This is a genomic window from Caballeronia telluris (assembly GCF_001544495.1).
GTDB lineage: Bacteria > Pseudomonadota > Gammaproteobacteria > Burkholderiales > Burkholderiaceae > Caballeronia > Caballeronia telluris.
On sequence record NZ_FCNZ02000011.1, the window covers coordinates 26,488 to 49,171 of the forward strand.

Below are 22,684 nucleotides of genomic sequence, written 5' to 3' on the forward strand. Positions count from 1 at the left end.
CGGACGGCTTTCAGGCGGTAGAATCTCCCGATCCCGGAACCCTTCGAGCGACTGACTTGTCTTCTGCGCGACCCTCGCCGAAACCGCGCCCGCGCTTGCCGCGCAGCGCGCGCATGCCGTGGCAGCCGCGGCACGCGCGCATGCTCTTCACGCGCCCGGCCGTCTCGCCGCAACGCCTGCTGTTGCGGCGCATCTACCTGGTGTTCGCGCTGTGCCTGCTCGCGTTCGCCATTCTCTACATCGACCGGGACGGTTTGCGCGACGCGTCGAAGCCGCCCAACGAACCGATGAATCTGGTCGACGTCGTCTATTTCACGATGGTGACGGTCGCGACCGTCGGCTATGGCGACATCGTGCCGGTGACGGCGCGCGCGCGTCTCGTCGATGCGCTGCTCATCATGCCGATCCGCGTCATCATCTGGTTCATCTTCCTGGGCACCGCGTACCAACTGGTGATCCAGCGCATCGTCGAGGAATATCGCATGAAGCGTCTGCAACGAAACCTGCGCGACCACATTCTCGTGTGCGGCTACGGGCTTGCCGGGTCGATCGCCGTGCGCGAACTGCTGGAAAGCGGCACCGACGCGCGCCGCATCATCGTGATCGACACCAGCGAGGCCGCGCTGGAGGCGGCGACGTCGGTCGGCGTGACGGGCCTGCTCGGCGATCCGTCGCGCGAGGACATCCTGCGCGAGGCGCAGGTCGCGCGGGCGCATGCGGTGATCGTCGCCGTTACCGACGATCCGACCGCGATCCTCGTCACGCTCTCGGTGCGCAGCTTCGCGCCGAAGGTGAAGATCGTCGTGCGGGTTCAGGAGCACGTGTTCCAGCGGCAGTTGCGGCAGGCGGGCGCCGACGTGATCGTTTCGTCGACGAAGATCGGCGGCCTGCTGCTCGCCGATGCGGTGGAAACGCGCTACGTCGTGCCGTTCGTGTCCGACATGTTGCAGGCGCGCGGACGCGTCACGCTGCTCGAACGCGTGGCGTTGCCCGCGGAGATCGGGCAGATGACCAACGAGGTGAAGGGCGCGATCGTCGTGGGACTCGCGCGCGACGGAAAAGTGATGGAGTTCTACGAAGACCCGCACGTCGCGATCGAGGCGGGCGATACGCTCGTGATGATCCGCTCGTCGCGGGGCGAGGGGAAGCCGGCGGCCTAGTTCGCCGCTTGCGACGGCTTGCCGGCGCGCTCCTGCATGCACACCCACGGCGACACCACGACGGCCCACAATTCCGGATCGCGCGCGGCGAAATCGGCGGCCGTTTCGGCCTGAACGCGTTCGATCAGCCCGGCCGACAGCCATTGCGCGACCTGTTTCGTATCGTCGCTGGCGACGCTTTCGGCAACGCTCACGAGGTCGAGATCGCGCGCGACCTTGATGAGCACGCCGCGCGCGAAAAAGCGCTCGAGTTCGGACCAGCCGATCTGCGCGGTTTCGCCGAGGAGCTTGACGTAGAGCGGGGAGGGGGAAGGTGCGTCGGACATGGCGGCGGGGCGTCGAAATGAGTCGGATTTGATGCGTCCGACACTATAAACCATGTGCCGGACGCCCCTGCCATCGCGCGCCCCGATGCAGCATCAGAGATCGAAGAAAACGGTCTCCTGCGGACCTTGCAGATAAATGTCGAAACGGTAGATCGTGCTCGACGTGCCCGGCTCGCGCTTCGCGATCAGCGTGGCGCGGCGTTCTTCGGGAACGCTCGCGAGCACGGTGTCCTTCGCGTTGGCTTCGCTTTCGTCGTCGAAGTAGAGGCGCGTGTACGCGTGCAGCAGCATGCCGCGCATCAGCACGATGACGTCGATGTGCGGCGCGGTGTCGTCGCCGGTCTTGCCGGGTTTCACCGTGTCCACGACGAAGCGCAGCTTCGGGTCCGTGCCGGTGCCCACGCGCGCGAACCCGCGAAAGCCCGACTTGCGCGCTTCCTCGACGGTCTGGACGTAATGCCCGGTCGAATCGGCCTGCGCCATTTCGATGACGGCGTCGCCGACCACCTTGCCTTCGCCGTCGTACACGTTGCCGACAATCGAAATATGCTCGCCCGTCGCTTCGCGGTCCGCGATCGACGGCGTGAAGAGGCTCTTCAGGTCGAAGTTGTACTGCTCGGGGCACAGGCCGTAGGCGAAGTACGGTCCGACCGTCTGCGAGGGGGTCTGTTTCAGTGCGGTCATGGTTCAGGCCTCCGTCGGGGTTTGGTCAGGGCCGCGCAGCACGATGTCGAATTCGTAGCCGAGCGCATAGGCTTCTTCCGTCGTGTCGATGGAAAAGCGCGAGACCAGGCGTTCGCGCGATTGCTCCGGAATGCCCTGGTAGATCGGGTCGAGCGCGAGCAGCGGATCGCCGGGGAAGTACATCTGCGTGACGAGGCGCGAGCCGAAGTACTCGCCGAAAAGCGAGAAGTGGATGTGGTTCGGCCGCCAGGCGTTCGGGTGATTGCCCCACGGGTACGCGCCCGGCTTGATAGTGAGAAAGCGATAGCGGCCTTCGTTGTCGGTGATGCAGCGGCCCGCGCCGAGGAAGTTCGGATCGAGCGGGGCGTCGTGCTGGTCCGCCTTGTGGACGTAGCGTCCGGCGGCGTTCGCCTGCCAGATCTCGACCAGCGTCTTGCGCACCGGGCGGCCGCCTTCGTCCAGCACACGGCCCGTCACGATGATGCGTTCGCCGAGCGGATCGCCGTTCTTCGCTGCGTTCTTCGTGAGGTCGTTGTCGAGCGCGCCGAGGTCTTCGGCGCCGTACACCGGCACGCGACGGTCGCGCAGGTTTTCCTTCAGCGGGATCAGCGGTCGCGACGGGCTGCGCAGCACGGAAGAGCGGTATCCCGGCGAGCAGTAGGGCGGATGCGATTCCCAGTCGCGCGGTGTGAGGATCGATGAGGTCATTCGACTGTCTCCTGTTATGTGTGGTCAATGGGATATTGCTGAAGACTACTTTAACGAAGCTTCGAAGTTATGGAAAATGACGTTTTATGCCTCCTGCCATAACGATTCGTCATGGATAACGACCTCACCAATACGCGCGTCAAATTCCGTCATCTCCAGTGTTTCCTGGCCGTGACGCAGCTAGGCAGCGTCCAGCGAGCCGCCGACAGTCTGTCGATCACCCAGCCGGCGGTATCGAAGACGCTCAGCGAACTCGAATCCATTCTAGGCGTCCGGCTCTTCGAGCGTGGTCGCCGCGGTGCCGTGCCGACGCGCGAGGGGCGTCTCTTCGCGCCGCATGCGAGCGCGTGCGTGGCGGCGCTGCGCGAGGGCGTCGATGTGCTGCTGCGCGAAAGCGGCGACGTGCCGGGGTCGGTCGCGATCGGCATCTTGCCGACCGTGGCGACCGCGCTCCTGCCGCGCGCGCTGGCAGAGTTCCGGGCGCAATGGCCGGCGGTGTCCGTGAGCGTGTGGACCGATGCGAACGCGCAGCTCCTCGCGCGGCTGAAAGCGGGCGAAGTAGATTTCGTGATCGGGCGCGTGTCCGATCCGGAAGGCATGCACGGGCTATCGTTTGAGCAGGTGTATCGCGAGCCGCTTGCGGTCGTCGTGCGGCGCGAGCATCCGCTCACGCTGGAGGCGCCGCTCACGCCCGCGCTGCTCGCGCGCTTTCCCGTCGTCGTGCCGCCGTTCGGCACGTTGATCCGGCAGTCGGCGGAGAGCGTGCTGACGGCCTTCGGCGCGCACGCGCTGACGGCGTTCGTGGAGACGCTGTCGGTGTCGCTCGGGCGTGCGCTCGCGCTCAACAACGATGCCGTCTGGTTCGTGCCGGCGGGCGCCGTCGAGCGCGACATCGCGTTCGGGCTGCTCGCCGCGCTCGCGATGCCGTTCGCGGGCACCGACGAACCCATCGGCCTGATCCGCCGCACCGACGCCGCGCGCACGCCCGTCGAGGAAAGTTTGATCGATGCGATTCGCGACGCGGGCCGCGCGCGCATCGGTACGAAATAGCCGGTGCGGCGTGCGACGCGGGGGCGCGGAGCACAAGTTACCGGGTGCGTTCAATGCTGCGACGAAATCGGCGCGTATGGCGTTTTCGGGCGATACTGGTGCAACAAACGACGTGTCCCGCGGTCAGATGGCAGAGCGCGCCGCCGGCCGCTTTAGCGCTGTGAATCTGGTTGTCAACCTGCCGTCAGCTTTAAGGAAGATGAAGACCGTATTGCTCGTCGACGACGACCCCGCCACCATCGAAGCCTGGACGATCTGCATGCAGGACGCGGATTGCGCGGTGCTTTGCGCCTACGACGGCAATGCGGCGCTCGCGCTTCTCGCGGAGCATCCCGTCGACATCGTCGTGTCCGACTGGATGATGCCGGGCTTAGGCGGCGCGCTGCTGTGCCAGACAATGAAAAACGACACGGCGTTTGCAAGGATTCCCTTCCTGATGATTTCGGGTCACCCGAATCCGCCGGCGTTCGTGAGCTACGACGGCTATCTGCAAAAGCCCGTCGACATGGAGACGCTGCTTTCGGCGGTCAACCGGCTCTGCGCCGCGAAAGCGCGGCCGCTTTACTGAACGCTTGCGGCTTATCGCAATGCCGCGAGCGCCTCGTCCATCTGCGCTTGCGCGAGCTTGTTCAATTCCTGCGGAATCGTGCAGTCGAGCGGCAGCGTCGGCGTGACGATCACGCGGATGTGTCCCGGTCCCTCGGGCCAACCCTTCGCCGGCCAGACTTTGCCCGCATCGTGCACGACCGGCACCACCGGCACCCGCGTCGCGCAGGCGAGCCGCACGCCGCCCGACGCGAGCTTGAGCGGCGCGTCGTGTGCCACGCGCGTGCCTTCAGGAAAGATCACCACGGCGTCGCCTTTTGCGAGCTTGTCGGCGCATTCGCGCGTGACGGCCTGATGCGCCTGCCGCAGCGATCCGCGATCGAGGCTCACCATATCCAGTCCGACCAGCACCCAGCCGAAGAACGGCACGCGCTTGAGTTCGCGCTTGAAAACGAAGCTGATGCGGCGCGGAAAGAGCGCCATGAACGCGAGCGTTTCCCAGGTCGATTCATGGCGGCACAGCATGATGAACGGCCCGTCCGGCAGATGTTCGAGCCCTTCGACCGAACACGTGATGCCGCAGATCACGCGCAGCATCGCGACCATCGCGCGGCACCAGAGCCTCGCAAGCCAGTAGCGGCCGCGCCGTCCGACGAACGGAAACAGAGGCAGAATCAGGATCGACCAGACGATGCCGCTGCCGAGAAGATAAGTGGAGAAAAGCCGCTTGACGAATGTTCGGTGCATCGAAACGCTTTGAAAGAAAGGAAGAGGTAAGGATCGCGTCTCGCGCGACCACCCGAAGCATAGCCCGACAGGCGGCGCGTGTCTGGCCCGATGGCTTATGCTGCGGCACATACGCTTGTTTCAGTCGAAGGAGAATCCATGGTGCAAGAGTCGACAGCCCAACCCGTCGATTTCGAAGAAGGCATGCTCGACGTCGGTGAAGGCCACGCGATCTACTGGCGCGCGCAGGGTCCGCGCGACATGCCGTCGATGCTCGTCGTGCACGGCGGGCCGGGCGGCGCGATGAACGTCAAGTGGGCCGAGGTGCTCGATGCGTCGAAGTGGCGGATCGTCTTCTTCGACCAGCGCGGCTGCGGCAAGTCCACGCCGTTCGGCAAGCTCGAACACAACGGCATCGACGCGCTCGTCGGCGACATGGAGAAGCTGCGCGTCGCGCTCGGCATCGACAAGTGGGCGCTCTTCGGCGGCTCGTGGGGCACGACGCTCGGTCTCGCATACGGCATCGCGCATCCGGCGCGCTGTCTCGGCTTCCTGCTGCGGGGGGTGTTTCTCGCGCGGCGCGAAGACATCGACTGGTTCCTGTGGGACGTGCGCCGCGTGTTCCCGGACGCGCACCGCCGCTTTCTCGATGCGATCGAAGCGGCGTGCGGCCAGCGTCCGCGCAGCGCCGGGGAGATTCTGACGCTCGCGGAAGCGCCGCTCGTGCGCTTCGACGATGCCGGCACCCGGCTCGCGCGCGCGTGGACGGCGTACGAGACGACGCTGTCGGTCGTGAACAAGCCGGCGCCGGCGCAGGAAAAACCGGCAGAAGAGAAAAAGGAAACCGGCGAATCCAATGCGCCGGCTGTCTCGATGGCGCTGCTCGAACGTCACTACATGGCAAACGAGTTGCCGCCCGAGCCGTTGCTGCCGCGCGTGCCGGCGATCGCGCATCTGCCGTGTCATATCGTGCATGGCCGCTTCGACATGGTCTGCCCGGCCGATCAGGCGCTCGAACTCGCGGAGCGTTGGCCCGGCGCGGAGCTTTCCATCGTCGATGCCGCCGGCCACTGGACCTTCGAGCCGGGCAACGTCGCCGCTTTGCGCGCGAGCGGCGAAGCGCTGTCGAAGGCGCTTGCCTAGAGAATCGCGGCGGCCTGCGTGGAGAGCTTCTGCCAGTCGATATCCGTGCCCACGACGATCCACGCGCCGCGATAGCGCACCGCGACCGTCAGCGTCACGCACAGCGACGCGCCCGTCACCGACAGATACGGCGCGCTCGCGATCAGCTGTTCGCGCGAGGCGAGGGCGTCGGCGAAATAGGCGCGGTTGTCCCAGCGTCCCGTCGACGGATCGGCGATCGGCGCGAACCGCTCGCCGGCAGGCCGCGCGGCCGCGCCGGGCAGCGCGGGCGAGAACGCGCGGCCGCGCTGGTCGAGAAAGAAGCAGTTCGACGTGCAAGGCAAGGCGAGCAGCGCGGCGCATGCGGCCTCGGTCGACGCGCCGTCCGAGAGGCGCGCGATGGCGTCCTCCAGTTGCGAGCGGTACGGCGTCAGAAGGAGATCGCTCGCGAGGCGCTCGGCGTGGCGCATCTGCGTGAGCGTATCGAAGACGGTCTCGAAGAGCATCGCCGCCGACGCCGTCTGGACGAGCTCCGGCGCGGGCCGGCCGAACAGATAGCCCTGCACGAAATCCACATTTGAACGTGCCGCGAGCAGCAGGTCCTGCTCCGTCTCGATGCCTTCGGCCACCACGAACATGCCCGACTCGTGCAACAGGCCGACGAGCTTCGGCAGCAGCGCGTCGCGCAGATGGGCGGCCTGCGTGCGCACGAGGCTGCGGTCCAGCTTGACGATGTCGGGCCGAAGCGTCAGCAGCCGGTCGATGTTCGAATGGCCGGCGCCGAAGTCGTCGACGGCGACGAGAAAGCCCTGCGAGCGGAACGCGTGCGTCGCTTGGGCGATCCGGGCAAGCTCGGTGCCGCCCGATTCCAGCACTTCGATCACGATGCGCTCCGGCGCAAGCCCGCACGCGCGCGCGAGCGCGGCGAGTTCGGCCGCGTAGGCGGCGTCCGTGAACGTCGACGGATTGATGTTCAGAAAAAGCCAGGTCGCGGCGGGCAGGCGCGTTGCTGCACTGGCGAGGTGCGTGGCATGGCTCGTGCGATCCAGCAGCGCGACCGAGCCTTCGACGATCGCCTTGCCGAACAGGTCGAACGGCTCGATAGGCGGCGCGGACGGCGCGATCCCGCGCAGCAGCGCCTCGTAGCCGACCGCGCGCTGGTGCGGCAGGCTGAAGATCGGCTGCAGGTACGAGGCGAGCGCGATGCCGTCGAAGGTATGCGCGGCGTGCGTCACGCCGGACGCCCGCGACGCGCGACGGTACGGCGGCTAAACGGCGAGGGCAGACGCAGCATGCGAGGACGCTCGAACATGATGAATGGCCGCATGGCCCGGCGCGTGCGGCGCGAGCCCAGCCTGATCCGGAGATTTCGATACACACGTTATCGGTCGGACGGGCGCGGACTTGAGCGCGCTGTGCTCGTCGCGGTTTTTCGTCCCGTTGAACGGGCGAGGCCGGCACGCACAAAAAATTGCCCCGGCGTGGCGCGCATCCTATCTTTGAGAGGGCAAATGGTAGGATCGCGCCTGCAACCAAGACGAAGACGGGCGAGGCCCGTCGAACGGTCAATTGAAGACAGCGAGGCGATTCGATGGCGCAACAAAAAACCAATCCGAAACTCGAGCAGGCGCTCACGCGCGGCGACCTCGCCATCCGGCAGGCCAACTCGGCGCGCGCGACCGCGGTGCTGCGCGCACTCGGCAAGATGATCGTCGAGGCATCGTCGACGATCGGCGTGGAAGCGTTCGTCGTGATTCACGACGGCGACAAGATCTACGATCCCGTCGACGGCATGTGGCCGCAGCAACTGCTGATATCGCTCGACGGCCCGGTCGAGGACACCGATCCGGACGAAGTGCGCACCATTACCTTGTTGGCCGACACGCCGGCGACGATCTTCCGCTGCGAGTGGCAACGCGCGGACGGCAAGATCGGGCGTCAGGAAGGGCGGCCGCTCGCGATGGTCGCGTTCATCACCGACGTCGACATCCCCTGGCTCGACGACGAAGACTGACCGAATCCCACTTTTTGCACACTGAACGGCTCCCCTCGCGGAGCCGTTTTTATTTTGCGCATTTTTCTTCCCTGTTCCTCCCGTAAATCCTCACCTTTCGTGTGCGCGTCGTTTCGTATATCGGCGAATCATTTTCTTCTCGGGCGATAGCGCAATCGTTTGCTTTTCTATTTAGACGAACGGATTTCGAATTTTAATTTCCATTTCGTGCGCCGATAACCTTTTTACCCGTTGCGAGCCGGTAATTCGTGAAATTCGCAGTTGTCGTCGAGCCTGCTCCCGCTCCGATTACCGCCGGAAATTTTCGCCATTGCTCAATATCGGGGACGAGGTGCCGCTATCGGCAACTAGAGCGAATTCTCCATGTGTTTACCCCGGATTTTGTCCAGAAACATTTGCCACCGCTCACGCCGAAATAACGAGTCATGAGACGCTCTTTCCGCCGCGCTTGGGCGCCACCTTTTCTCCTGACTCGGGCCGGCACCTTCCTAATGCCAACAAAATGGGGTTACAAATGGAACGTCTCAGCCTTGCTAATGAAGCCGCCGAAATCAGCCGTGAACAAAACGCCGCTCGTCCCGAGCTTTTTGCGCTCCGCGCTCTCCAGAAACCCGAACGGATGCCGTTTACTATCCGTATCGTCTCGAACGAGCGCGACCTGCAGAAAGCGGTGAATATCCGGCGCTCCGCGTATGGCCGGCACCTGCCCGAGTTTGCCCAGACGATGTCCGTCGAGGACTGCGATCGCGCGCCGGGCACGGCCATTCTGCTCGCGCAATCGAAGCTCGACGGTGCGCCGCTCGGCACAATGCGGATTCAGACCAACGAATTCGAGCCGCTCGGCGTGCAGCATTCCGTGCAGTTGCCGGAGCGATTGAACGGCCGGCTCGCGGAAGCGACCCGCCTCGGCGTCGCGGGCGGCTCGGTGGGCCGCGTGGTGAAGATGATGCTTTTCAAGGCTTTGTTTTTATATTGCGAGCAACAGAACATCGACTGGATGGTAATTACGGCGCGTTCGCCCATCGACAGGGAATATGAAGCGATGCTTTTTGAAGACGTTTTTGGCGATAAACAATTCGTTCCGATGGCGCATGTCGGCGGTTTGCCGCATCGTGTGCTGGCGGGGGAAGTCGGCGTCGCCCGGCAGCGCTGGGAAGAAGTGGGACATCCGTTATTCCAGTTCGTGTTCCAGACGAACCATCCGGATATCGATTTGCGGACGTCCGATTTATCTTTCGAGCGGGAAACGGTACGATGCCCGGAGGCCTCGCAGCAAGTTGCATATGGCCGGTAATCAACAATAACCGGGTTGCCCGACGGCCCGGGTAACAGATTTTGGCGATGGCGGGCAGGCATTTTTGGCCCCGCCGTCGTCCGCGCGGCACGTGTCGTGCACCACGGGGATTTTCCAGCATGGCGTCGGTTACGTTATTTTCCCTTTCGAAATACCGGCACGCGGGGTCGTGGCTTGACCGCGCGCTTTATGTTTTTTCCGTCTATATCGTTCCCTTTTTGATTGCGGCCGGCACGATCGCCACGCTTTTGCTGTTGCCGCATCAGTTTCAATCCGCTGGCGCCGTGACGCTGCCGCTGCACGTCTTCGACGAGCGCGATGCCGCGGTCACGCCCGCCGCCGCGCTCGGCCGTCTGCGCGACGCGCCCACGACGGCGCGCTACAGCACGCAACTCTCCGAAACGCCCGTCTGGTTCACGTTCACCGTGCCGGCGTCGGCGTCGATCCACCCGACGCTCATCGAATTTCCGTCGCGGCATGCGCAAAGCCTCGCATGCTGGATCGCCTCGACGATGCAGCCGCTCGGCACTGCCGACCGCGAATCGGTCACGGGCGAGATGCGCGCCGTCAAGGCCGGCTTCTCCGTCTATCTCGGTCATCTGGCGCAACCGGTGCCGATCGTGTGCAGCGGCACGTTCTCGGGCCCCGCGCAGTTGAGCGTGCAGGCGTGGGATGCGCCGGGCCTGCGCAATTCCTCGCTCGACTTCCAGGAAAGCGCGGGGCTGATCGGCGGCGGGCTGCTCACGCTCGCCGTGTTCGTCTTCGTCACGGCGATCATCAATCGCGAGTGGACCTATGTGATTTTCGCGGTGTGGCTCGTCGGCAATCTGCGGCTGTGCGCGAACGCGATGGGCTGGGACACGCAATGGCTCGACCGCGTGATTCCGCCCGACTGGATTCCGGTGCTGCGGCAAGTCACGTTCGCCGCGTACTACCTGCTGACGGGCGCGCTCTTCAGCCAGCTGTTCCGGCGCGAATTGCGCGCGATCGGCTACCGATGGCTCCTGCGCGCCGGACAGTACGTCGGACTCGTGCTGCTCGCGTCGTCGGTCGTGCTGCCGTATTCGCGCTTCATTCCGGCGCTGTGGGTGCTGGGCGGCTTCGGGATGAGCGTGCTGATCTTCCTGCTCGCGCGGCTCGTCTGGCTCGCCCGCTCGCGCACGGTGATGTGGTACGTCGCATCGCTCGCAATCGTGCTCTTCGCCACGTTTTCCGAAGTGCTCGGCGCGGCCTTCGGGCTGAAGCTGCTGTTCGGCGGCGTCAACACGGTGACGGCCGCGCTGTCGTCGAGCATGATGGCGGCCTTCGCGATCGCCGAGCAGATGCGCGCCGAGCGCGAGCACCGCCGGCAGGCGCAGACCGAACTGCGCAACACCTACGAAGTCACGCCAATCGGCCTCTTCACGCTCGATTCCGACGGTCACTTCGTGCGCGCAAACCCGGCGTTGCGCGCGATGCTCGATCTGCACAAGGCCGAATACAAGGCGCGTCACTGGAACGATTATTTCGAAGCGGGCGCCTGGGGCGCGCTGCAGGCGCTGGCGTCGAAGGGCAGCGACGGCGAACTGGAAATGGGCGGCGCCGCCGCGCGCGGCACGGGCGAGCGGCGCTATCTGCTGAAGGCGATCGAATCGAACGGCTGGGTCGAAGGGTCGTTGCAGGACGTCACCGAGCGCTCGAAAGCCATCGAGCGCCTGCGCTTTCTGGCGGAGCACGATCCGCTGACGGGGTCGCTGAACCGCCGCGGCGTGGAAAAAGCGATCGCGGTGGACAGCGACGAAGCGCTGCCCTGGGCGCTCGCCTATGTCGACCTCGACCGCTTCAAGCTCGTGAACGACCTGTTCGGCCACCGCGCCGGCGACGAAGTGCTTAAGCAGGTCGCTTCCCGCATGCGCGCGCATTTCGAGCGCGAATATCCGCTCGGTCGCATCGGCGGCGACGAGTTCGTCTGCGTGATGAGCGACACCGCCATCGACGACGCCATCGCGCAATGTCACGAACTGATTTCCGTGCTTTCCGACGCGCCGTATCAGGTCGGCAATCGCGCGTTTCAGGTGAAGGCGTCGATCGGGCTCGTCGAGTGTTCGCGCGGCGTGCGCGTGCAGGACGCGGTGTCGAACGCGGACCGCGCCTGCCGTGAGGCGAAGAAGGTCGCGCACACGCGCCTCGTCACGTATCGCAAGGGCGCGGCCGCGTTCGAGGAGCGCGCGGAAGAACTGCGGCTTGTCGAGACGCTCGGACGCAACCGGCTGCCGGCGGGCCTTTTCCTCGTGATGCAGCCGATCATGTCGCTCTCGGCGCCGACGGAGTCGCTCAACTTCGAGGTGCTCCTGCGCATGCGCGCCCCCGATGGCACGACGCTGCCCGCGGGCAAGGTGATCGTCGCGGCGGAGGAGTCGGGCAATATCGCGGCCATCGACCGCTGGGTCATGACGACGCTGCTCACGTGGATCGAAAAGCATCATCACATGCTGCCGAACACGCAGTTCATCTGCGTGAATCTGTCGGGCGGGTCGCTCAACGACGAGCAGTTCATGGAAGACATCTTCGCGCTCTTCGCGCAGCACCGGTCGATCGTCCATTACCTGTGCCTCGAAATCACGGAGAGCGTCGCGCTGCACGATCTGGAGAACACGCAGCGCTTCATTTCGCGCGTCCACGACATGGGCGGCAAGATCGCGCTCGACGACTTCGGCGCGGGCTACACGTCGTTCAAATACCTGAAGGCGTTATCCGCCGACGCGCTCAAGATCGACGGCGAGTTCGTCCGCACGATGTGCGCGCATCCGGCCGACATCGCGATCGTCGAGGCGATCGTGGCGCTCGCGCGCAATCTCGGCATGCGCAGCGTCGCGGAATGGGTCGAGGACGCCGATACGCTGCGCGCGTTGCAGGAAATCGGCGTGGACTACGTGCAGGGTTATCTGATCGCGAAGCCGCAGGAAAGCGCGGCGATCCTCGCGGCGTCCTCGGCGGCGAGCTTCGTGCGGGACGCGGAAGTCGTGAACTTCATCGAATGCCTGTCGGAACCTGAACAGGCGATGTCCTACGGCTACGAGTGGCGCGCGCGGGTCGCGTCGCGCCACTGAGCTTTGCTTTCGGCGGCCGCTCAGGCCGTCTTCAACTCGGCCAGCAGCTTCGTGGCCGCAATCGGAATGCGCGTGTCGTTCCACTCGGCGAGCCACTGCACTTCCTTCGTCGTGAAATAGCCCGGGTAGTTGCGCAGCGCGAACTGCAGCGAATCGACGACATGATCGCGGATGATTTGCGGCGCGGCTTCGTCGTTGACGATCGCGTGGAGGGCTTCGAGTGTGCTCATGGCGCGGGCTGGATCGAATGGAATTGCGCCCACCATAACCGGAGAAAATTCCGGAAAATAATTCGATGCGGCGTTCGCTCGCATCGCCCGCGCGCTGTTTTTGCTGTCTATACAAGCTGTGGTGCTTGCTCGCATAAGCCCGGCGCGAAAGACCGAGGGAAACCCCTAATACAACCGAAGTTGTATATACAAGACCATCTGCCTTATCGGATCTGTCTGATTGCAGGCGGATCGTCCCACCCTCAAAGCGCAGGAGTTCTCGTGGACCAATCTTCCCGGCCGTCTTTCCGTTTTCGCGATGTCGAGATCCGCGCGCCGCGCGGCACGACGCTCAACGCCAAAAGCTGGCTGACCGAAGCGCCGCTGCGCATGCTGATGAACAATCTCGATCCCGAAGTGGCCGAGAATCCGAAGGAACTGGTCGTCTACGGCGGGATCGGCCGGGCGGCGCGCGACTGGGCGTGCTTCGACAAGATCGTCGAGACGCTCAAGCGCCTCGAAGCCGACGAAACGCTGCTCGTGCAGTCGGGCAAGCCGGTCGGCGTGTTCAAGACGCACGAGAACGCGCCGCGCGTGCTGATCGCGAATTCGAACCTCGTGCCGCACTGGGCCACCTGGGAGCACTTCAACGAACTCGATGCGAAGGGCCTCGCGATGTACGGCCAGATGACGGCCGGAAGCTGGATCTACATCGGCAGCCAGGGGATCGTGCAGGGTACCTACGAGACGTTCGTCGAAGCCGGGCGCCAGCACTACGGCGGCGACCTGAAGGGCCGCTGGGTGCTGACCGCGGGCCTCGGCGGCATGGGCGGCGCGCAGCCGCTCGCGGCGACGCTCGCGGGCGCCTGTTCGCTCAACATCGAATGCCAGCAGAGCCGCATCGACTTCCGCCTGAAGACGCGCTACGTCGACGAGCAGGCGACCGATCTCGACGACGCGCTCGCCCGCATCGCGCGCTACACGTCCGAGGGCCGCGCGATTTCGATCGCGCTGTGCGCCAACGCCGCCGACGTGCTGCCGGAACTCGTGCGGCGCGGCGTGCGCCCGGACATGGTCACCGACCAGACGAGCGCGCACGATCCGCTGAACGGTTATCTGCCGAAGGGCTGGACCTGGGCGCAGTACCGCGACCGCGCGCAGAGCGACGCGGCGGGCACGGTGAAGGCCGCGAAGCAGTCGATGGCGGAGCACGTCCGCGCGATGCTCGCGTTCCAGCAGCAGGGCGTCCCGACCTTCGACTACGGCAACAACATCCGCCAGATGGCGAAGGACGAGGGCGTCGCGAACGCGTTCGATTTCCCGGGCTTCGTGCCGGCGTATATCCGGCCGCTTTTCTGCCGCGGCGTCGGGCCGTTCCGGTGGGCCGCGCTTTCCGGCGATCCGCAAGACATCTACAAGACCGACGCGAAGGTCAAGGAACTGATTCCCGACGACGAACATCTGCACCGCTGGCTCGACATGGCGCGCGAGCGCATCAGCTTCCAGGGACTGCCCGCGCGGATTTGCTGGGTCGGCCTCGGGCAGCGCGCGAAGCTCGGCCTCGCGTTCAACGAGATGGTGCGCTCGGGCGAGCTGTCGGCGCCGGTCGTGATCGGCCGCGATCACCTGGATTCTGGCTCGGTCGCGAGTCCGAACCGCGAAACCGAGTCGATGCAGGACGGCTCGGACGCCGTCTCCGACTGGCCGCTCCTCAACGCGCTCCTGAACACCGCGAGCGGCGCGACGTGGGTATCGATCCATCATGGCGGCGGCGTCGGCATGGGCTTTTCGCAGCACGCGGGCGTCGTGATCGTCTGCGACGGCACCGACGAAGCCGCCGCGCGCATTGCCCGCGTCCTGCACAACGACCCGGCGACGGGCGTCATGCGCCACGCCGATGCGGGCTACGAGGACGCCATCGAATGCGCGCGCGAAAAGGGCCTTGATTTGCCGATGATCGAAGGCGCCATGCCGAAGAAGTAAGCGATGAAACGACTCTGGCAATACTGTCACGCGGCGACGATGAAAGGCGGCGCGTACTCGGCCATCGAGGACGCGGCGATCGTCACCGACGGCGCGCGCATCGAGTGGATCGGGCCGCGCGCGTCGCTGCCCGCGCATGACGCCTGCGAGATCGTCGATCTGGAAGGCGCGTGGGTCACGCCCGGTTTCGTCGATTGCCATACGCATCTCGTCTTCGGCGGCGATCGCAGCGGCGAATTCGAAAAGCGTCTGCAAGGCGTGAGCTATGCGCAGATCGCGGCGGAGGGCGGCGGCATCGCGAGCACGGTGCGCGCGACGCGCGAGGCGAGCGAGGACGCGCTTTTCGCGAGCGCGAAGCGCCGCGCGAGCGGTTTCCTGCGCGAAGGCGTGACGACGGTCGAAGTGAAATCGGGCTACGGCCTCGATCTCGCGAACGAGCGCAAGATGCTTCGAGTGGCGCGCCGCCTCGGCGCGGAACTGCCGCTGACCGTGCGCACGACCTGTCTCGCCGCGCACGCGCTGCCGCCGGAATACGCGAACCGTCCGGACGACTACATCGACGCCGTCTGCGCGCAGATGCTGCCGGCGCTGGCAGAAGAAGGTCTCGTCGATGCCGTCGATGCCTTTTGCGAGCACCTCGCGTTTTCACCCGAGCAAGTGGAGCGCGTGTTCCGGACCGCGCGCGAACTTGGGCTGCCGGTGAAACTGCACGCGGAACAGTTGTCGTCGCTGCACGGTTCGAGTCTCGCGGCGCGCTACGAGGCGCTATCGGCGGATCATCTCGAATTCATGACCGAGGACGACGCGGTCGCGATGGCGCGCTCGGGCACGGTCGCGGTGCTGCTGCCGGGCGCGTTCTACATGCTGCGCGAGACGCAGTTGCCGCCCATCGACGCGTTGCGCCGCCACGGCGTGCCGATCGCACTTGCGAGCGACCTGAACCCGGGCACGTCGCCCGCGCTTTCCGTGCGATTGATGCTGAACATGGGCTGCACGTTCTTTCGGATGACGCCCGAGGAAACGCTCGCGGGCGTGACGATCCACGCGGCGAGGGCGCTCGGCTTGCATGAGACGCATGGATCGCTCGAAGCGGGTAAGACGGCGGATTTCGTCGCGTGGCAGATCGGCCGGCCGGCGGAACTGGCGTACTGGCTCGGCGGCGATCTGCCCAAGCGCGTGGTGCGGCATGGAATCGACGTGAGCGGCTGAACCGGCGGACCGCACGAGCCAAAAAAGAACCTCGCCCGGAAAATCGAGCGAGGTGTTTTATCGCGTGCCGGTTTCGCGAACGATCAGGCGCGTCGTTTCGTGAACAGGCCCCACAGCACGAGCAGCACGATCGCGCCGATCACCGAGGCGATCCAGCCCGCCGGCTGCCCCGGCTGATACCAGCCCATCGCGCGGCCGACGTAGCCCGCGATCAGCGATCCCGCGATGCCGAGCACGATGGTCAAGATCCAGCCCATGCTGTCGTTGCCCGGTTTGATCGCGCGCGCGATCAGCCCCACGATCAATCCGACGATCAAAGTCCCGATGAATGCAAGCATGCGTTTGCTCCCTGAGAGAGTTTGGCTGCGGCCGGGCATCGGCCGGTATGTGCAAATTAGCACGGCAACCCGGATTTGGGTATGACGGCAGAGGCACGGTTCGTGCCCGGTCCCTCTGCCGAATGGCCGGGCGCGGACACGATGGCGTGGCTTGGCGGGCCGGCGGGTTAAAATCGCGTCCCGAATGCAACAACGATCACCGCCATGACCGATTCCGAACTCGACCAGACCGACGACGCCATCCACGAAGACCGCCTGTGGCGCGACGACGGCTGGACCGCGCGCGTCATCAAGAACGAGGACGACGACGGCTGGGCCGTCGAGATGATCCGCGACGGCGAGGCGGAACCCGCGCTCGTCGGCCCGTGGACGATGGGCCGCGACAAGAAGAACCCGAAGCCGCTCGATGCGGGGGCGTTCCGCACGCTGGTGAAGACGGCGTCGGAGGTGCGGCGCCGGCACGAACAGCAGCGTCACGCGATGCTGCACAAGAATGTCACGGTGAGCGTGCAAGGTGACGACGTGACCGTTACGCTCGACATCGTCCCGGACGAGGACGATCCCTACGCCGACCTGAAGGCGTTCGATGCGTTCGGCGCGCAGCTCGCGCAGGCGCGTGTGTCGGCGGGATTCAAGCTCACGAAGGCGAGCGCCGAGGCCTGGGCCGCGAACGAATTCCAGAAGCCGGGCTGAACGCGGGAGCGCGCTGGCCGCCTTGCTGAAAAGCGGCGAGCGCCACGATAATCGGCTCTTGTTCCAAGGAGACGCGCCATGCACTACGTCCTCATCTACGATCTCTGCTCCGACTACATGGAGCGCCGCGTGCAGTTTCGCGACGAGCACCTGACGCTCGCGTGGGCCGCCGTCGAGCGCGGCGAAATCGTGCTGGCGGGCGCGCTCGACGAACCCGTCGACCGCGCGATGCTGCTCTTTCACATCGATTCGCCGCAGGCCGCCGAGGAATTCGCGCGTAACGATCCGTATGTGATCAACGGGCTCGTCACGCACTGGCAGGTGCGCAAGTGGAATACGGTCGTGGGAAATTCGGCGGCGACGCCGGTGCGCTGATCAGCCTTCGTCGGCGGTTGCCGGCTGCGCGTGTTCCTTGCGCGGCGCACGACCGCGACCCGCCGCGCGAAAGATCCGGCTCATCGCGTCGTCGACCTGCTGCGAACGCTCGAACAGTTCCGCGAGCCAGCCGACGAAGACGGAAACGCGCGGCGTCGCCTGCCGGCTCTTGAGAAACGCCACCGACACATTCATCGGCATCGACCGCCACGCCGGCAGCACTTCGCGCAACTGCCCCGAGCGCAGGTACGGGAGCGCCGCGATCCGCGCCGGCTGGATCAGCCCGAGCCCTTCAATCCCGCACGCGAGATACGCGTGTTCGTCCGCCACCTGGACGAATCCCGGCATCTTGACCGTCAGCGCTTTTCCGTCGACTTCGAAGTCGAAATCGCACGGCCGCCCGGTCTTCTCCGACACACAATTCACGGCGACATGGCGCGCGAGATCGTCGAGCGTTTCAGGTGTGCCGTGGCGCTCCAGATAGGCCGGGCTCGCGCACGTCACGTGCTCGAACGTGCCGAGCCGGCGCGCGATCAGGCCGGAATCGGGCAGCTCGCCGAGTTGCACGCTGCAATCCACCCCTTCGCCGACCAGATCGACCGCGCGATTGCCGATGCCGATCGACAGGTCGATATGCGGATAGCGCGCGTGAAAGTCCGGCAGCGCGGGCACGACGATGGAAGTCGCGACCGTGTCGGGCATCTCGACGCGCAGGCGGCCGCGCAGGCGGTCTTCGCCCGCGTGGAAGCCGGATTCGAGGTCGTCGATATCGGCGAGGATCTGAGCGCAGCGCTCGTAGTACGCGGCGCCGTCGACGGTGAGATTCAGGCGGCGCGTCGTGCGGGCGAGCAGTTGCACGCCGACCAACGCCTCCAGTTGCTGAATGGTGGTGGAGACGGTCGCGCGCGGCATGGCGAGCGATTCGGCTGCACGCGAAAAGCTGTTCGTATCGACGACGCGCGTGAAGACACGCATTGCATGGATGCGATCGAGCACGGTGTTTTCCTTTGACGATGAGGGAGCGGGCCCCGTGCGCGGTGTTGGTTCTTGCTTGCGCTCTCGCGGGAAGGGCCGGCGATGGTGACATCGTAAGCAGGCACGTCGTCTGGGTGAATACCCAAAAATCGCGGATTATTGCCCGATTCTGTGGGGTCCGGCGCGCGGGAGTATCGAAGGACACGCATTGCTGCTGCAGAGCGTCTCATCGGAAACCCGCAGTTGATGAAAATGAATTTTTTTTGACGGCGGTTTTGGGTAAACATAGTTTCATTACATTTCCCCAAGGGCGCTCTTGCGCGTATGGCCCGTCCGTCGTCCACCGTCACGTCGCCCTCGGGCGACGAGTTGATCTCCGTGCGCATCGCCTCCGCCATGCCCACGCTCACGCCGATTCACCGGCGCATGGGCGCGTTCGTGCTGGCGAACCTGTTCCGCTCGGCGACGATGCGCATCGACGAACTGGCGAGCGCCGTGGGCGCGTCGGTCGCGACGGCGAACCGCTTCGCGCGCGCGCTCGGCTTCGACGGCTACCCGGCGTTTCGCGAGGCGCTCGTGCGCGGCTTCGAGGCGACCATCGCGCCGGTCGAGCGGCTGCGCACCGCGCTGGAGTCGCCCGCGAGCGGCTCGCAGGTGTTCGACGCGTCGCTCGAACAGGTGGCGTCCAACTTGCAGATGACGCGTGCGGCGATCGACGGCGGCATCGCCGAGGCCCTGGTCGACGCGATTCTGGAGGCGCGGCGCGTCTTCGTACTGGGCTACGGCGCGAGCGCGTTTCTCGCCGGGCTGATGGAACACGGACTGACGCCGTATTGCGCGAACGTGCAGTCGCTTGCGTTGATGGGCGGGCCGTCGCACGCGGCGCGGCGGCTCTTCAACGCGTCGCCGGGCGATTTGTTGATTGCGATTGCCTTCCCGCGCTACGTCGACGATACGATCGAACTCGCGCGCCTCGCCGCCGGCCACGGCGTGCGCGTGGTCGCGCTGACGGACGGCGCGGCGTCGCCGCTCGCGCAGGTCGCGGACCTCGTGCTGACGATCCGCACCGAGCGGCGCCTCGCCGCGAATTGCGACACGGCGGTGCTGGCCGTCATCGAAGCGCTGTGCGACGCGGTCGCGCAGCGGGCGAAGCGCTCCGTCGAAGCGGCTTCGGGCCTGACCGAATTCGTGCTGCCGTGGCTCGTGAAGCCGGCGATGCACATCCCGGCGTCACCTAAAACCGAAGACACCAAGACATGACTACACAAGCCGTCATCGCGATTCACGGCGGCGCGGGCACGATCCTGCGCTCGGCGCTGAGCATCGAAGCCGAGTCGGCGTATCACGCCGCGCTGGAAGGCATCCTCGAAGCGGGGCAGCGCATTCTCGCCGATGGCGGCAGCGCGCTCGACGCGGTCACCGAAGCGGTGCGCCTGCTCGAAGACTGCCCGCTCTTCAACGCGGGCCACGGCGCCGTGTTCACGGCGGCGGGCACGCACGAACTCGACGCCTCCGTGATGGACGGCGCGACGCTCGAAGCCGGCGCCGTGTGCTGCGTGACGCGCGTGAAGAACCCCGTGCTCGCCGCGCGCCGGGTGCTCGACAAGAGCGAACACGTGCTCTTCACGGGCGAGGGCGCGGAAGCGTTCGCGGCGGCGCAGGGGCTCGAATTCGTCGATCCCGCGTACTTTCATACCGAGGCGCGGCACCGGCAATGGCTCAATGCGCGCGGCGTGCAGGGCACGATGCTAGACCACGACGCGGCTTCGATGGACGCCCGCGATGAAGGCCCGAACGAGCCCATCGATCCCGACAAGAAGTTCGGCACGGTCGGCGCGGTCGCACGGGATGCGCACGGCCACGTGGCGGCGGCGACCTCGACGGGCGGCATCACCAACAAGCAGCCGGGACGCGTCGGCGATGCCCCGCTGATCGGCGCGGGCTGCTACGCGAACGATGCGACCTGCGCCGTCTCGACCACGGGCACGGGCGAGATGTTCATGCGCATGCTGGCGGCCTACGACGTCTCGGCGCGCATGGAGTATCGCGGCGCGACGCTCGAACAGGCGGCGGCCGAAGTCGTGATGGAACGGCTGCCGCGCATCGAGGGACGCGGCGGCCTGATCGCCGTCGATGCGAAGGGCAACGTGACGCTTCCGTTCAATACGGAAGGCATGTACCGCGGCTTCGCGCGCGTGGGCGACACGCCCGTGACCGCGATCTATCGCTGAAGGAACACACGATGCCTGCCATCCAGACGCTGCCGCCGTCGCGCGTGATCGAAGTGAACGACCTGTCGGTGACATTTCGCGCGGGCGCGAAGCTCGTCGAAGCGGTGAAGCATCTGTCGTTCACCGTGGACCGTGGCGAGACGCTCGCGATCGTCGGCGAATCGGGCTCGGGCAAGTCGGTGACGTCGCTCGCGCTGATGCGTCTCGTCGAACACGGCGGCGGCAGGATCGCCTCGGGCAGCATCGCGTTCAGGCGGCGCAACGATCAGGTGCTCGACCTCGCGAGCGTCTCGAATGCGACGGTGCGCTCGATTCGCGGCGCCGACATCGCGATGATTTTCCAGGAGCCGATGACCTCGCTGAACCCGGTGTTCACGGTCGGCGACCAGATCGCCGAAGCGATCGCGCTGCATCAGCACAAGAGCCGCAGCGAGGCGCGCACCGAAGCGCTGCGCCTGCTCGATCTCGTGCGCATTCCGGAATCGAAGCGCGTGTTCGCGCGCTATCCGCATCAGTTGTCGGGCGGCATGCGCCAGCGCGTGATGATCGCGATGGCGCTCTCGTGCAAGCCCGCGCTTTTGATCGCCGACGAACCGACCACCGCGCTCGACGTCACGATTCAGGCGCAGATCCTGCAACTGATCCGCGGCCTGCAGGACGAGATGAACATGGGCGTGATCTTTATCACGCACGACATGGGCGTGGTCGCTGAAGTCGCGGACCGCGTGCTCGTGATGTATCGCGGCGAGAAGGTCGAGGAGGGCGCGTCGGACACGCTGTTCGCCGCGCCGAAGCATCCGTACACGAAGGCGCTGCTCGCGGCCGTGCCGAAGCTGGGTGCGATGCACGGCACCGATCGTCCCGCGAAGTTTCCGGTCGTCGAAGTGGAAGCGCCCGATGTCGCGCCCGACGATGCGAGCGCGCTGCGTCCTTCCGCAGCGGTGGCAGCGCAGCATCAGCCGGCCGTCGATGCCGCTGCCGCGCCGATCCTGCGCGTGCGCGATCTCGTCACGCGCTTTCCGGTGAAGAGCGGTCTCTTTGGCCGCGTGACGGGCGCGGTGCATGCGGTCGAACGCGTGAGCTTCGACCTGCGTCCGGGCGAAACGCTGGCGCTCGTCGGCGAATCGGGCTGCGGGAAGTCGACGACAGGCCGCTCGCTTCTCAAGCTGGTGGAAAGCCAGAGCGGTTCGATCGAATTCGACGGACGCGACATCAGCACGCTCGCCGGCCCGGCGTTGCAGGCATTGCGCCGCAATATCCAGTTCATCTTCCAGGACCCGTTCGCGTCGCTCAATCCGCGCTTGACGGTCGGCTTCTCGATCATGGAGCCGCTCCTCGTTCATAACGTGGCGAAGGGCAAGGAAGCCGAGGCGCGCGTCGATTGGCTGCTCGACAAGGTCGGCTTGCCGGCGGAAGCGGCGCAGCGCTATCCGCATGAATTTTCGGGCGGCCAGCGTCAGCGCATCGCGATTGCACGCGCGCTCGCGTTGAACCCGAAGGTCGTGATCGCGGATGAATCCGTGTCCGCGCTCGATGTCTCCGTGCAGGCGCAGATCGTCAACCTGATGCTCGATTTGCAGCGCGAACTGGGCGTCGCGTATCTCTTCATCTCGCACGACATGGCGGTGGTCGAGCGCGTCAGCCATCGCGTCGCGGTGATGTATCTCGGACAGATCGTCGAGATCGGTCCGCGTCAGGCCGTGTTCGAAGCACCGCGCCATCCGTATACGCGAAAGCTGATGAGCGCGGTGCCCGTCGCCGATCCCGCGCGGCGCCACGCGAAACGCATGCTCGCCGCCGACGAGATTCCGAGTCCCATCCGCAAGCTCGGCGACGAACCCATCGTCGCGAAGCTGGTCGCGGTCGCGCCGGATCATTACGTTGCCGAGCATCATGTCGGCGGGGCCTATTGATAACCAGCTTGCAGTGCACCTCCAGCGAATCATAACGTC

General features: G+C 65.7%; 22 protein-coding genes. 14 read left to right on the top strand and 8 right to left on the bottom strand.

Features of this window, described 5'->3' with window-relative positions:
* The first annotated feature begins 113 nt into the window (after window positions 1–113).
* Entirely contained in the window at window positions 114–1,160 is a 1,047-nt protein-coding gene (locus AWB66_RS15675; RefSeq protein ID WP_235021129.1) for a potassium channel family protein, read from the top strand.
* On the opposite strand, the gene AWB66_RS15680 is transcribed toward AWB66_RS15675, so the two are convergent.
* The 3 genes from AWB66_RS15680 to pcaH all read right to left on the bottom strand — a co-directional run bounded on the left by AWB66_RS15680 (window position 1,157) and on the right by pcaH (window position 2,878).
* Complete coding sequence (locus tag AWB66_RS15680; protein ID WP_087631201.1) at window positions 1,157–1,486, bottom strand: DUF2288 domain-containing protein; 330 nt, start codon at window positions 1,484–1,486, stop codon at window positions 1,157–1,159. The genes AWB66_RS15675 and AWB66_RS15680 overlap by 4 nt on opposite strands.
* 93 nt (window positions 1,487–1,579) lie before the next feature.
* A complete protein-coding gene (gene pcaG, locus AWB66_RS15685; RefSeq protein ID WP_087631202.1) occupies window positions 1,580–2,170 on the bottom strand; it encodes a protocatechuate 3,4-dioxygenase subunit alpha in 591 nt (196 codons plus the stop codon).
* 3 nt (window positions 2,171–2,173) lie between these two features.
* Window positions 2,174–2,878, bottom strand: a complete 705-nt coding sequence (gene pcaH / locus AWB66_RS15690) for a protocatechuate 3,4-dioxygenase subunit beta (RefSeq protein ID WP_087631203.1) — start codon at window positions 2,876–2,878, stop codon at window positions 2,174–2,176.
* Between the two features lie 111 nt (window positions 2,879–2,989).
* Between pcaH and pcaQ the strand changes: the two genes are divergently transcribed.
* Complete coding sequence (gene pcaQ, locus AWB66_RS15695; RefSeq protein ID WP_087631204.1) at window positions 2,990–3,928, top strand: pca operon transcription factor PcaQ; 939 nt, start codon at window positions 2,990–2,992, stop codon at window positions 3,926–3,928.
* A 199-nt stretch (window positions 3,929–4,127) separates the two neighbouring features.
* On the top strand, window positions 4,128–4,496 hold the full coding sequence (locus AWB66_RS15700; RefSeq protein WP_235021130.1) for a response regulator transcription factor: 369 nt from the start codon (window positions 4,128–4,130) through the stop codon (window positions 4,494–4,496).
* 11 nt (window positions 4,497–4,507) lie between these two features.
* Here AWB66_RS15700 and AWB66_RS15705 read toward each other — a convergent pair whose 3' ends face one another.
* Entirely contained in the window at window positions 4,508–5,221 is a 714-nt protein-coding gene (locus AWB66_RS15705) for a lysophospholipid acyltransferase family protein (RefSeq protein ID WP_087631206.1), read from the bottom strand.
* 138 nt (window positions 5,222–5,359) lie between these two features.
* On the opposite strand from AWB66_RS15705, the gene pip reads away from it, so the two are divergent.
* Complete coding sequence (gene pip / locus AWB66_RS15710) at window positions 5,360–6,343, top strand: prolyl aminopeptidase (protein ID WP_087631207.1); 984 nt, start codon at window positions 5,360–5,362, stop codon at window positions 6,341–6,343.
* Here pip and AWB66_RS15715 read toward each other — a convergent pair.
* A complete protein-coding gene (locus AWB66_RS15715) occupies window positions 6,340–7,557 on the bottom strand; it encodes an EAL domain-containing protein (protein ID WP_087631208.1) in 1,218 nt (405 codons plus the stop codon). The genes pip and AWB66_RS15715 overlap by 4 nt on opposite strands.
* Before the next feature lie 356 nt (window positions 7,558–7,913).
* Between AWB66_RS15715 and AWB66_RS15720 the strand changes: the two genes are divergently transcribed.
* From AWB66_RS15720 to AWB66_RS15730, 3 genes are all read left to right on the top strand, one after another.
* On the top strand, window positions 7,914–8,336 hold the full coding sequence (locus tag AWB66_RS15720; RefSeq protein ID WP_062633005.1) for a hypothetical protein: 423 nt from the start codon (window positions 7,914–7,916) through the stop codon (window positions 8,334–8,336).
* A 514-nt stretch (window positions 8,337–8,850) separates the two neighbouring features.
* Window positions 8,851–9,630: an N-acyl amino acid synthase FeeM domain-containing protein gene (locus AWB66_RS15725; protein WP_087631209.1), complete on the top strand. Its 780-nt coding sequence runs from the start codon at window positions 8,851–8,853 to the stop codon at window positions 9,628–9,630.
* Window positions 9,631–9,749: 119 nt separating this feature from the next.
* Window positions 9,750–12,719 (top strand): putative bifunctional diguanylate cyclase/phosphodiesterase, encoded by a 2,970-nt coding sequence (locus tag AWB66_RS15730; protein WP_087631210.1) that lies wholly within the window; start codon window positions 9,750–9,752, stop codon window positions 12,717–12,719.
* Between the two features lie 20 nt (window positions 12,720–12,739).
* Here the strand turns inward: AWB66_RS15730 and AWB66_RS15735 are convergent, their stop codons facing one another.
* On the bottom strand, window positions 12,740–12,949 hold the full coding sequence (locus AWB66_RS15735) for a hypothetical protein (protein WP_087631276.1): 210 nt from the start codon (window positions 12,947–12,949) through the stop codon (window positions 12,740–12,742).
* Between the two features lie 261 nt (window positions 12,950–13,210).
* On the opposite strand from AWB66_RS15735, the gene hutU reads away from it, so the two are divergent.
* Both hutU and hutI read left to right on the top strand, forming a co-directional pair.
* A complete protein-coding gene (gene hutU / locus AWB66_RS15740) occupies window positions 13,211–14,911 on the top strand; it encodes a urocanate hydratase (protein ID WP_087631211.1) in 1,701 nt (566 codons plus the stop codon).
* Window positions 14,912–14,914: 3 nt separating this feature from the next.
* On the top strand, window positions 14,915–16,120 hold the full coding sequence (gene hutI / locus AWB66_RS15745) for an imidazolonepropionase (protein WP_087631212.1): 1,206 nt from the start codon (window positions 14,915–14,917) through the stop codon (window positions 16,118–16,120).
* A gap of 83 nt (window positions 16,121–16,203) precedes the next feature.
* Here hutI and AWB66_RS15750 read toward each other — a convergent pair whose 3' ends face one another.
* Window positions 16,204–16,458, bottom strand: coding sequence for a GlsB/YeaQ/YmgE family stress response membrane protein (locus tag AWB66_RS15750; protein ID WP_087631213.1), 255 nt, complete (start codon window positions 16,456–16,458; stop codon window positions 16,204–16,206).
* Window positions 16,459–16,662: 204 nt separating this feature from the next.
* Between AWB66_RS15750 and AWB66_RS15755 the strand changes: the two genes are divergently transcribed.
* On the top strand, window positions 16,663–17,151 hold the full coding sequence (locus AWB66_RS15755) for a hypothetical protein (RefSeq protein ID WP_087631214.1): 489 nt from the start codon (window positions 16,663–16,665) through the stop codon (window positions 17,149–17,151).
* A gap of 78 nt (window positions 17,152–17,229) precedes the next feature.
* Window positions 17,230–17,526 (top strand): YciI-like protein, encoded by a 297-nt coding sequence (locus tag AWB66_RS15760; RefSeq protein ID WP_087631215.1) that lies wholly within the window; start codon window positions 17,230–17,232, stop codon window positions 17,524–17,526.
* Here the strand turns inward: AWB66_RS15760 and AWB66_RS15765 are convergent, their stop codons facing one another.
* Window positions 17,527–18,522: a LysR family transcriptional regulator gene (locus AWB66_RS15765; protein WP_087631216.1), complete on the bottom strand. Its 996-nt coding sequence runs from the start codon at window positions 18,520–18,522 to the stop codon at window positions 17,527–17,529.
* A gap of 303 nt (window positions 18,523–18,825) precedes the next feature.
* On the opposite strand from AWB66_RS15765, the gene AWB66_RS15770 reads away from it, so the two are divergent.
* From AWB66_RS15770 to AWB66_RS15780, 3 genes are read left to right on the top strand one after another with little or no spacing between them, the layout of a single operon-like run.
* Complete coding sequence (locus AWB66_RS15770) at window positions 18,826–19,761, top strand: MurR/RpiR family transcriptional regulator (protein ID WP_087631217.1); 936 nt, start codon at window positions 18,826–18,828, stop codon at window positions 19,759–19,761.
* The gene (locus tag AWB66_RS15775; protein WP_087631218.1) at window positions 19,758–20,732 is read left to right on the top strand and encodes an isoaspartyl peptidase/L-asparaginase family protein; all 975 of its coding nucleotides are present in this window, start codon (window positions 19,758–19,760) and stop codon (window positions 20,730–20,732) included. Before AWB66_RS15770 ends, AWB66_RS15775 begins: the two co-directional genes overlap by 4 nt.
* 11 nt (window positions 20,733–20,743) lie before the next feature.
* Window positions 20,744–22,645 (top strand): dipeptide ABC transporter ATP-binding protein, encoded by a 1,902-nt coding sequence (locus AWB66_RS15780; protein ID WP_087631219.1) that lies wholly within the window; start codon window positions 20,744–20,746, stop codon window positions 22,643–22,645.
* Window positions 22,646–22,684 lie beyond the last annotated feature (39 nt).

Excerpts from the sequence above, each read along its gene's own strand:
- AWB66_RS15675 (WP_235021129.1), top strand. The coding sequence starts at position 114 with ATGCCGTGGCAGCCGCGGCACGCGCGCATGCTCTTCACGCGCCCGGCC.
- AWB66_RS15680 (WP_087631201.1), bottom strand. The coding sequence starts at position 1,486 with ATGTCCGACGCACCTTCCCCCTCCCCGCTCTACGTCAAGCTCCTCGGC.
- pcaG (WP_087631202.1), bottom strand. The coding sequence starts at position 2,170 with ATGACCGCACTGAAACAGACCCCCTCGCAGACGGTCGGACCGTACTTC.
- pcaH (WP_087631203.1), bottom strand. The coding sequence starts at position 2,878 with ATGACCTCATCGATCCTCACACCGCGCGACTGGGAATCGCATCCGCCC.
- pcaQ (WP_087631204.1), top strand. The coding sequence starts at position 2,990 with ATGGATAACGACCTCACCAATACGCGCGTCAAATTCCGTCATCTCCAG.
- AWB66_RS15700 (WP_235021130.1), top strand. The coding sequence starts at position 4,128 with ATGAAGACCGTATTGCTCGTCGACGACGACCCCGCCACCATCGAAGCC.
- AWB66_RS15705 (WP_087631206.1), bottom strand. The coding sequence starts at position 5,221 with ATGCACCGAACATTCGTCAAGCGGCTTTTCTCCACTTATCTTCTCGGC.
- pip (WP_087631207.1), top strand. The coding sequence starts at position 5,360 with ATGGTGCAAGAGTCGACAGCCCAACCCGTCGATTTCGAAGAAGGCATG.
- AWB66_RS15720 (WP_062633005.1), top strand. The coding sequence starts at position 7,914 with ATGGCGCAACAAAAAACCAATCCGAAACTCGAGCAGGCGCTCACGCGC.
- AWB66_RS15725 (WP_087631209.1), top strand. The coding sequence starts at position 8,851 with ATGGAACGTCTCAGCCTTGCTAATGAAGCCGCCGAAATCAGCCGTGAA.
- AWB66_RS15730 (WP_087631210.1), top strand. The coding sequence starts at position 9,750 with ATGGCGTCGGTTACGTTATTTTCCCTTTCGAAATACCGGCACGCGGGG.
- AWB66_RS15735 (WP_087631276.1), bottom strand. The coding sequence starts at position 12,949 with ATGAGCACACTCGAAGCCCTCCACGCGATCGTCAACGACGAAGCCGCG.
- hutI (WP_087631212.1), top strand. The coding sequence starts at position 14,915 with ATGAAACGACTCTGGCAATACTGTCACGCGGCGACGATGAAAGGCGGC.
- AWB66_RS15750 (WP_087631213.1), bottom strand. The coding sequence starts at position 16,458 with ATGCTTGCATTCATCGGGACTTTGATCGTCGGATTGATCGTGGGGCTG.
- AWB66_RS15755 (WP_087631214.1), top strand. The coding sequence starts at position 16,663 with ATGACCGATTCCGAACTCGACCAGACCGACGACGCCATCCACGAAGAC.
- AWB66_RS15760 (WP_087631215.1), top strand. The coding sequence starts at position 17,230 with ATGCACTACGTCCTCATCTACGATCTCTGCTCCGACTACATGGAGCGC.
- AWB66_RS15770 (WP_087631217.1), top strand. The coding sequence starts at position 18,826 with ATGGCCCGTCCGTCGTCCACCGTCACGTCGCCCTCGGGCGACGAGTTG.
- AWB66_RS15775 (WP_087631218.1), top strand. The coding sequence starts at position 19,758 with ATGACTACACAAGCCGTCATCGCGATTCACGGCGGCGCGGGCACGATC.
- AWB66_RS15780 (WP_087631219.1), top strand. The coding sequence starts at position 20,744 with ATGCCTGCCATCCAGACGCTGCCGCCGTCGCGCGTGATCGAAGTGAAC.